The organism is Streptomyces sp. NPDC047014 (assembly GCF_040644195.1).
In the GTDB taxonomy this organism is placed as follows: domain Bacteria; phylum Actinomycetota; class Actinomycetes; order Streptomycetales; family Streptomycetaceae; genus Streptomyces.
The window spans coordinates 61923-68823 of the sequence record NZ_JBEYVX010000032.1; the positions used below are offsets into that span (position 1 = coordinate 61923).

Here is a 6901-nt window from a genome sequence, read left to right on the forward strand (position 1 = left end):
GAGCGTGTTCAAAACCCCGAACGTGTCATGAGCGCGTAACATCAGAAGAGCCCCCGGCCGGGTGGGCCGGGGGCTCTCGTCGCGGATGCGGTGTCAGGCGGTCGCGGCGAGGGCCGTGACCAGGGCGGGGGTCACCTGTTCGATCTGCCAGGGGCGGGCACCGTACGCGGACAGCGCCTGCGCGACCGCGGCCGCCTCCGGGCGCTGCGGCGGCTCCCAGCACAGCCGGCGGACCGTGTCCGGGGTGATCAGGTTCTCCTGCGGGAGGTTCAGCTCCTCCGCGAGCGCCGTCACGGCGGTCCGGGCCGCCGCCAGCCGCGCCGCGGCCGCCGGGTCCTTGTCCGCCCAGGAACGCGGGGGCGGCGGACCGGCCGGGCTCGCGCCGGGCTGCGGCAGCTCGCTCTCGGGCAGCGCCTTCGCCCGGTCCACGGCGGCCATCCACTGCTCCAGCTGGCGCCGGCCCATCCGCTGCCCGTAGCCGGGCAGCGCGGACAGGGTGTGCGCGTTCGCGGGCAGGGCCAGCGCGGCCTCGACGATCGCGGCGTCGCCCAGCACCTTGCCGGGGGAGACGTCGCGCCGCTGCGCGATCCGGTCCCGGGACTCCCACAGCTCCCGTACGACGGCCATCTGCCGGCGGCGGCGCACCTTGTGCATGCCGGAGGTGCGGCGCCAGGGGTCCTTGCGCGGCGGGGCGGGCGGTGCGGAGGCGATCGCGTCGAACTCCTGGCGGGCCCACTCCAGCTTGCCCTGCCGGTCCAGCTCCTTCTCCAGCGCGTCCCGCAGGTCCACCAGCAGCTCCACGTCCAGCGCGGCGTAGCGCAGCCAGGGCTCGGGGAGCGGGCGGGTGGACCAGTCGACGGCGGAGTGGCCCTTCTCCAGCGCGTAGCCGAGCACGCTCTCGACCATCGCGCCCAGTCCCACGCGGGGGAAGCCGGCGAGGCGGCCCGCGAGCTCGGTGTCGAACAGCGAGGTGGGGACCATGCCTATTTCGCGCAGGCAGGGCAGGTCCTGGGTGGCCGCGTGCAGGATCCACTCGGTCCCGGACAGGGCCTCGCCCAGCGAGGAGAGGTCGGGGCAGCCCACCGGGTCGATCAGCGCCGAGCCGGCGCCCTCGCGGCGCAGCTGCACCAGGTAGGCGCGCTGGCCGTAGCGGTATCCGGAGGCGCGTTCGGCGTCGACGGCGACGGGGCCGGTGCCCGCGGCGAAGGCCGCGACCACATCGGCGAGGGCGTCCGCGTCGGCGACCACCGGGGGGATGCCCTCACGGGGCTCCAGCAAGGGGATCGGCTGCCCACCGGGCGGAACAACGACGTCGTCCGGGGGGCCGCCCCCGGTGGTGGTGCGCAGGTCTGCTGCGGTCTCTTGGGCGTCGGTCACCGGTCAAGGGTATCCGTGTATACGACGCGCCCGTCGCCGGAACGTTCCGTCGACGGGCGCGATCAGTACGCGGGAAGTTCTCCGGGGGTCTCCCGGACGTCTATCCGGGGGCCGCGGCCCGCGTTCAGTGGATGATCCCGGTCCGCAGGGCCACCGCGACCATTCCGGCGCGGTCACCGGTGCCCAGCTTGCGGGCGATCCGGGCCAGGTGGGACTTGACGGTCAGGGCGGACAGGCCCATCGAGACGCCGATGGCCTTGTTGGACTGGCCCTCCGCGACGAGGCGCAGGACCTCGACCTCGCGGCCGGAGAGCTCGCGGTAGCCGCCCGGGTGGCTCGGGGCACCCGGGGGGCGGCGGTGCATACGGGCGGCGGCGGCACCGATGGGGGCGGCGCCGGGCCGGGTGGGGAGCCCGATGTTGGTGCGCGTACCGGTGACGACGTAGCCCTTCACCCCGCCCGCGAGGGCGTTGCGGACGGCGCCGATGTCGTCGGCGGCGGACAGGGCCAGGCCGTTCGGCCAGCCTGCGGCGCGGGTCTCGGAGAGCAGGGTGAGGCCCGAGCCGTCGGGCAGGTGCACATCGGCCACGCAGATGTCGCGCGGGCTGCCGACGCGGGGGCGGGCCTCCGCGATGGAGGACGCCTCGATCACGTCGCGGACTCCGAGGGCCCACAGATGGCGGGTCACCGTGGAGCGGACACGCGGGTCGGCGACGACGACCATGGCGGTGGGCTTGTTCGGCCGGTAGGCGACCAGGCTTGCGGGCTGCTCGAGAAGAACGGACACCTACGGCCTCCTGGGGGAGTGGCGGGGTGGGCCGGCTCGGGGAAGGAAGCCGGTGGGACCCGTGGGGACGGTCACTGACTCCTTCGGCACGTCACCCGCCCGGCTTTAGGGAATGATCACGATTTGGTGAGTAACAATTAGGGCAATTCGGACGCACGATCGATCATCAGGTGATCAGAAGCCCACAACGGACGCCGGGATGTGACCGCGCCTACGGGTGGTGCGGACCGCGCCGCTGCGGCAGCGAGACCACGCCCGTCGCCGTGTCCGTCGGGCCCACCGGCGGCAGGCCCGCGATCTGGCAGATCAGTTCGCACCACGCCGCCAGGTGCGCCGAGGTGTCCGGCACCCCGCCCGCGCCCTCGCGCGGCGTCCACGAGGCCCTGATCTCGATCTGCGTCGCCGGACGCCGCTCCGCGAGCCCGCCGAAGTAGTGCGAGCCGGCCATGGTCACCGTCCCGCTCGCCTCCCCGTACGCCAGCCCGCGCGCCTCCAGCGCCCCGGTCAGCCAGGACCAGCACACCTCGGGCAGCAGGGGGTCCGCGGCCATCTCCGGCTCCAGCTCCGCCCGTACGAGCGTCACCAGCCGGAAGGTCCCGTGCCACGCCTCGTGCCCGGCCGGGTCGTGGAGCAGGATGAGCCGGCCGTCGGCCAGATCGTCCTCCCCGTCCACCACCGCGGCTTCGAGCGCGTACGCGTACGGCGCCAGCCTCTGGGGCGGCTTCGTCGGATCGATCTCGATCCCCGGACGCAGCCGCGCCTTCTTGAGGCCGTCGACCGCCCGCCGGAACGGGAGCGGGACGGAGCCCTCCTGCGCGCTGCCCGTACCCTCGGCGCCATCTGAAAATCGTCCCTGAGCCGCAGCCATGCGGGGAAGACTAGGCGGTATGTGAGTCCGTACGGCGCAGGGACACCCGTGCCGGGTCGGGCACTTCTTCATACGTGCGAAGATTTGGGTCGTGAGCGCCAACCTCCGCCCCCAGGGCCAGCCGAGCCAGACGTACGATTCCGCCTTCCTGAAGGCGTGCCGGCGCGAGCCCGTGCCGCACACGCCGGTGTGGTTCATGCGGCAGGCCGGGCGCTCCCTCCCCGAGTACCGCAAGGTGCGCGAGGGCACGGCCATGCTGGAGTCCTGCATGCGCCCCGACCTGGTCACCGAGATCACGCTCCAGCCGGTGCGCCGCCACAAGGTGGACGCGGCGATCTTCTTCTCCGACATCGTGGTCCCGCTCAAGGCCATCGGTGTCGACCTGGACATCAAGCCCGGTGTCGGCCCGGTCGTCGCCCAGCCGATCCGCCGCCGCGAGGACCTCGCACAGCTGCGCGACCTCACCCCGGAGGACGTCACGTACGTCACCGAGGCGATCGGCATGCTCACGGGTGAACTGGGCGGCACGCCGTTGATCGGTTTCGCGGGCGCTCCTTTCACCCTCGCGAGCTACCTCGTCGAGGGCGGCCCCTCCAAGAACCACGAGCACACCAAGGCCCTCATGTACGGGGACCCGGAGCTGTGGGCGGACCTGCTCGACCGGCTCGCGGAGATCACCTCCGCCTTCCTCAAGGTCCAGATCGAGGCCGGCGCCTCCGCCGTCCAGCTCTTCGACTCCTGGGTCGGCGCCCTCGCCCCGGCGGACTACCGCCGCTCGGTGATGCCCGCCTCGGCGAAGGTCCTGGAGTCCGTCGCCTCCTACGGGGTCCCGCGCATCCACTTCGGCGTGGGCACCGGCGAACTCCTCGGCCTGATGGGCGAGGCCGGCGCCGACGTCGTGGGCGTCGACTACCGGGTCGCGCTGGACGAGGCGGTCCGCCGCGTCGGTCCGGGCAAGGCCCTCCAGGGCAACCTGGACCCGGCCGTGCTCTTCTCCACCCCGGAGGCCGTCGCCGCCAAGACGGACGAGGTCCTGGCGGCCGCCGCCGGCCTGGAGGGCCACATCTTCAACCTCGGCCACGGCGTCCTGCCCACGACGGACCCCGACGCCCTGACCCGCCTGGTGGACCACGTCCACACCCGCACCGCCCGCTGAGCGGGAGCGCTCAGACGCCCGCCGCGCGGACCGCGGTGACCGCCTTGCGGGCCGCCACCAGGACCGGGTCCCAGACTGGGGAGAAGGGTGGGGCGTAGCCGAGGTCCAGGGCGACGACCTGTTCCACCGTCATGCCCGCCGTCAGTGCCACCGCCGCGACGTCCACGCGCTTCGCGGCGCCGGCGCCGCCGACGATCTGCACGCCGAGCAGCCGGCCCGTGCGGCGTTCCGCCAGCATCTTCACCGTCATCTCCGCCGCGCCCGGGTAGTAGCCCGCCGTGCTGGTGGAGGTGACGGTGGCCGTCACGAAGCGCAGGCCCGCCTCCCGCGCGTCCCGTTCGCGCAGCCCCGTACGGGCGATCTCCAGGTCGCAGACCTTGCTGACGGCCGTGCCGACCACCCCGGGGAAGGTGGCGTAGCCGCCGCCCACGTTCGAGCCGATGACCTGGCCGTGCTTATTGGCGTGGGTGCCCAGCGGGACGTGCCGGGTGCGGCCCGCCACCAGGTCGAGGACCTCCACGCAGTCCCCGCCCGCCCAGATGTCCTCGTGGCCCCGGACGCGCATCGACAGGTCGGTGAGGAGGCCGCCCGAGGGCCCGAGCGGCAGGCCCGCCGCGCGGGCCAGGGCCGTGCGCGGCTCGACGCCGATCCCGAGCACGACCACGTCCGCCGGGTACTCCTCGCCGGGCGCCGTGGCCACCGCGCGGACCCGCCCCTCCTCGTCCGTGAGGATCTTCGTCACCTCGGCGCGGGCGACCGTACGGATCCCCATCCGGTTCATCGCGGTGTGCACCAGGCCGCCCATGTCCGGGTCCAGCGTGGCCATCGGCTGCTCGCCCCGGTGCAGCACGGTCACCTCGTACCCGCGCAGGACCAGCGCCTCCGCCATCTCCACGCCGATGTAGCCCGCGCCGACCACGACCGCCCGCCGGCCCCTGGTGCGCTCCAGCGAGTCCAGCAGCCGCCCGCCGTCCTCCAGCGTCTGGATGCCGTGCACCCCGTGCGCGCCCATGCCGGGGAGGCGGGGCCGGATGGGCCGGGCGCCCGTCGCGAGCACCAGCTTGTCGTACGCCGTCCAGGATTCGGACCCGCCGTCCAGATCCCGGGCGCGCACCCGGGAGCCGGCGAGATCGAGCTCCACCACCTCGGTGCGGGTGCGCAGGTCGATGCCCCGGGCGCGGTGCTCCTCCGGGGTCCGCGCGATCAGCTCGTCGCGTCCGGCCACCAGCCCGCCCACCCAGTACGGGATCCCGCACGCGGAGTAGGAGGTGAAGCGGCCGCGCTCGAAGGCGACGATCTCCAGCTCACCGGCGCCCCTGAGCCTGCGGGCCTGTGACGCGGCGGACATCCCCGCCGCGTCGCCCCCGACCACCACCAGTCGTTCCGTCGCCATCGCCCGCACCACCCCTTCACCACCGTCCGATGGTGAACACGCTACGTGCAGCCGCCCGTTCAGTCCCGCGCGGCCGCCCCCGCGTCCGCTGCCCCGGCCCGCGGCGCGGGCACCTCCGCCCACTGCGGAGCCGGTGCCGCCTTCGGCCGCGCCGGCCGCAGGCGCCGGTAGAGGCGGAACAGCACCAGCACCACCGCGCCGGCCAGCGCGAAGGGCAGTGCGGCGCCCACCGCCAGCGTCAGGTAGCGCAGCACCGTGGTGAAGACGTCCCAGCCGCCGCCCAGGGCGCTCAGGAAAGTGGGCTCCTTCTCCTTCTTCTCCTGGGCGGCGGGGGCGGGCTCGGAGACCTCCAGGGTGATCGTGCCCATCGCGGTCTGGTCCTTGAGCGCCGTCTGCTGCGCGAGCAGCGACTCCAGATCGGACTGACGCCGGCTCAGCTCGCCCTCCAGCATCACCACCTCGCTCAGCGCCGACGCCTTGCCCATCATCTCCCGCACGCGCGCCACGCTGGCCTGCTGCGAGGAGACCCGGCTGGTGATGTCGGCGACCTTCTCGGTGACGTCCACCGCGTCCACCTTGCGGTGCAGCAGCTTCCCGCTGCCCTCCATCGCGCCGAGCACGCCGTCGTAGCGCTCGCCCGGGACCCGCAGGACCACCGTCGAGGTCATCCGGCCGTTCCCGCCGCGCTTGGTCGACTCGCTGCCGACATAGCCGCCCGCCCCGTCGGCCGCGGTACGGGCCGCCGCGAGGGTCTTCTGCACGTCGGTGCTCTCGATGCCGAGCGTCGCCGTACGGATGACGTTCGGGCGGACCGCGGCCGGGGGCTGGGCGTTCTTGTCGGCGGCACCGCCCGGGGAGCCCGCCGACCCCGCAGGGGCCGGGGCCGCCGCCCCGCCGCGTGCGGGCTCCTGCGCCTTGCCCTCGGCGGGCGCCACGGCCGCCTTGTCCTGCGCGGCCCCCTCGCCGCCCGCGCCGCAGCCGGTGAGCGCGAGCGCGCCCACCAGGGAGAGGGCGGCCAGGGCCGCCGCGGAACGCTGTCTGGTGCTGCTGTGCATCGCTCGGAAACCCCCGTCGTTCGGCTGGTGTTGCCGTTTCGACGTCGCGGGGCCCGCCGCGGGTTTCGCCTCGCCGGTTCCGGCCCGGTCCCGATGCGGTCACGGTCCGGCCTCGGAGAGCGGTCTGAGACGATGTGTCCATGCACGAAGCGGACATGCGTACGGACCGGCCGGCGGGCAGCACCCCGGCAGGCAGCGCCCCGGCCGGCGGCCCCCCCGGCCATGCCGTCGTCATCGGCGGCGGCATCGCGGGCCTCGCGGCGGC

At 74.2% G+C, this 6901-nt stretch carries 6 protein-coding genes; 1 reads left to right on the forward strand and 5 read right to left on the reverse strand.

Annotated features, from left to right (window positions below; translation table 11 throughout):
* Positions 1 to 93: 93 nt before the first annotated feature.
* The 3 genes from ABZ873_RS19215 to ABZ873_RS19225 all read right to left on the reverse strand — a co-directional run bounded on the left by ABZ873_RS19215 (position 94) and on the right by ABZ873_RS19225 (position 3032).
* Positions 94 to 1377 carry a ribonuclease D gene (locus tag ABZ873_RS19215; protein ID WP_360873065.1) on the reverse strand — a complete coding sequence of 428 codons (1284 nt, stop codon included), beginning with the start codon at positions 1375 to 1377 and terminating at the stop codon, positions 94 to 96.
* A 124-nt stretch (positions 1378 to 1501) separates the two neighbouring features.
* A complete protein-coding gene (locus ABZ873_RS19220; protein ID WP_007267191.1) occupies positions 1502 to 2164 on the reverse strand; it encodes a response regulator transcription factor in 663 nt (220 codons plus the stop codon).
* Between the two features lie 211 nt (positions 2165 to 2375).
* Complete coding sequence (locus tag ABZ873_RS19225; RefSeq protein ID WP_360873069.1) at positions 2376 to 3032, reverse strand: DUF3000 domain-containing protein; 657 nt, start codon at positions 3030 to 3032, stop codon at positions 2376 to 2378.
* A gap of 91 nt (positions 3033 to 3123) precedes the next feature.
* Between ABZ873_RS19225 and hemE the strand changes: the two genes are divergently transcribed.
* A complete protein-coding gene (gene hemE, locus ABZ873_RS19230; RefSeq protein ID WP_360873072.1) occupies positions 3124 to 4188 on the forward strand; it encodes a uroporphyrinogen decarboxylase in 1065 nt (354 codons plus the stop codon).
* Between the two features lie 10 nt (positions 4189 to 4198).
* On the opposite strand, the gene ABZ873_RS19235 is transcribed toward hemE, so the two are convergent.
* Together ABZ873_RS19235 and ABZ873_RS19240 are read right to left on the reverse strand one after the other, a co-directional pair.
* On the reverse strand, positions 4199 to 5581 hold the full coding sequence (locus ABZ873_RS19235) for an FAD-dependent oxidoreductase (RefSeq protein ID WP_360873074.1): 1383 nt from the start codon (positions 5579 to 5581) through the stop codon (positions 4199 to 4201).
* Between the two features lie 59 nt (positions 5582 to 5640).
* Positions 5641 to 6636: a DUF4349 domain-containing protein gene (locus ABZ873_RS19240; RefSeq protein WP_360873077.1), complete on the reverse strand. Its 996-nt coding sequence runs from the start codon at positions 6634 to 6636 to the stop codon at positions 5641 to 5643.
* Positions 6637 to 6901 lie beyond the last annotated feature (265 nt).

What these genes read in the sequence shown, in the direction of transcription:
- ABZ873_RS19225 (WP_360873069.1), bottom strand. Translation starts at nt 3,032, where the DNA reads ATGGCTGCGGCTCAGGGACGATTTTCAGATGGCGCCGAGGGTACGGGC.
- ABZ873_RS19235 (WP_360873074.1), bottom strand. Translation starts at nt 5,581, where the DNA reads ATGGCGACGGAACGACTGGTGGTGGTCGGGGGCGACGCGGCGGGGATG.
- ABZ873_RS19240 (WP_360873077.1), bottom strand. Translation starts at nt 6,636, where the DNA reads ATGCACAGCAGCACCAGACAGCGTTCCGCGGCGGCCCTGGCCGCCCTC.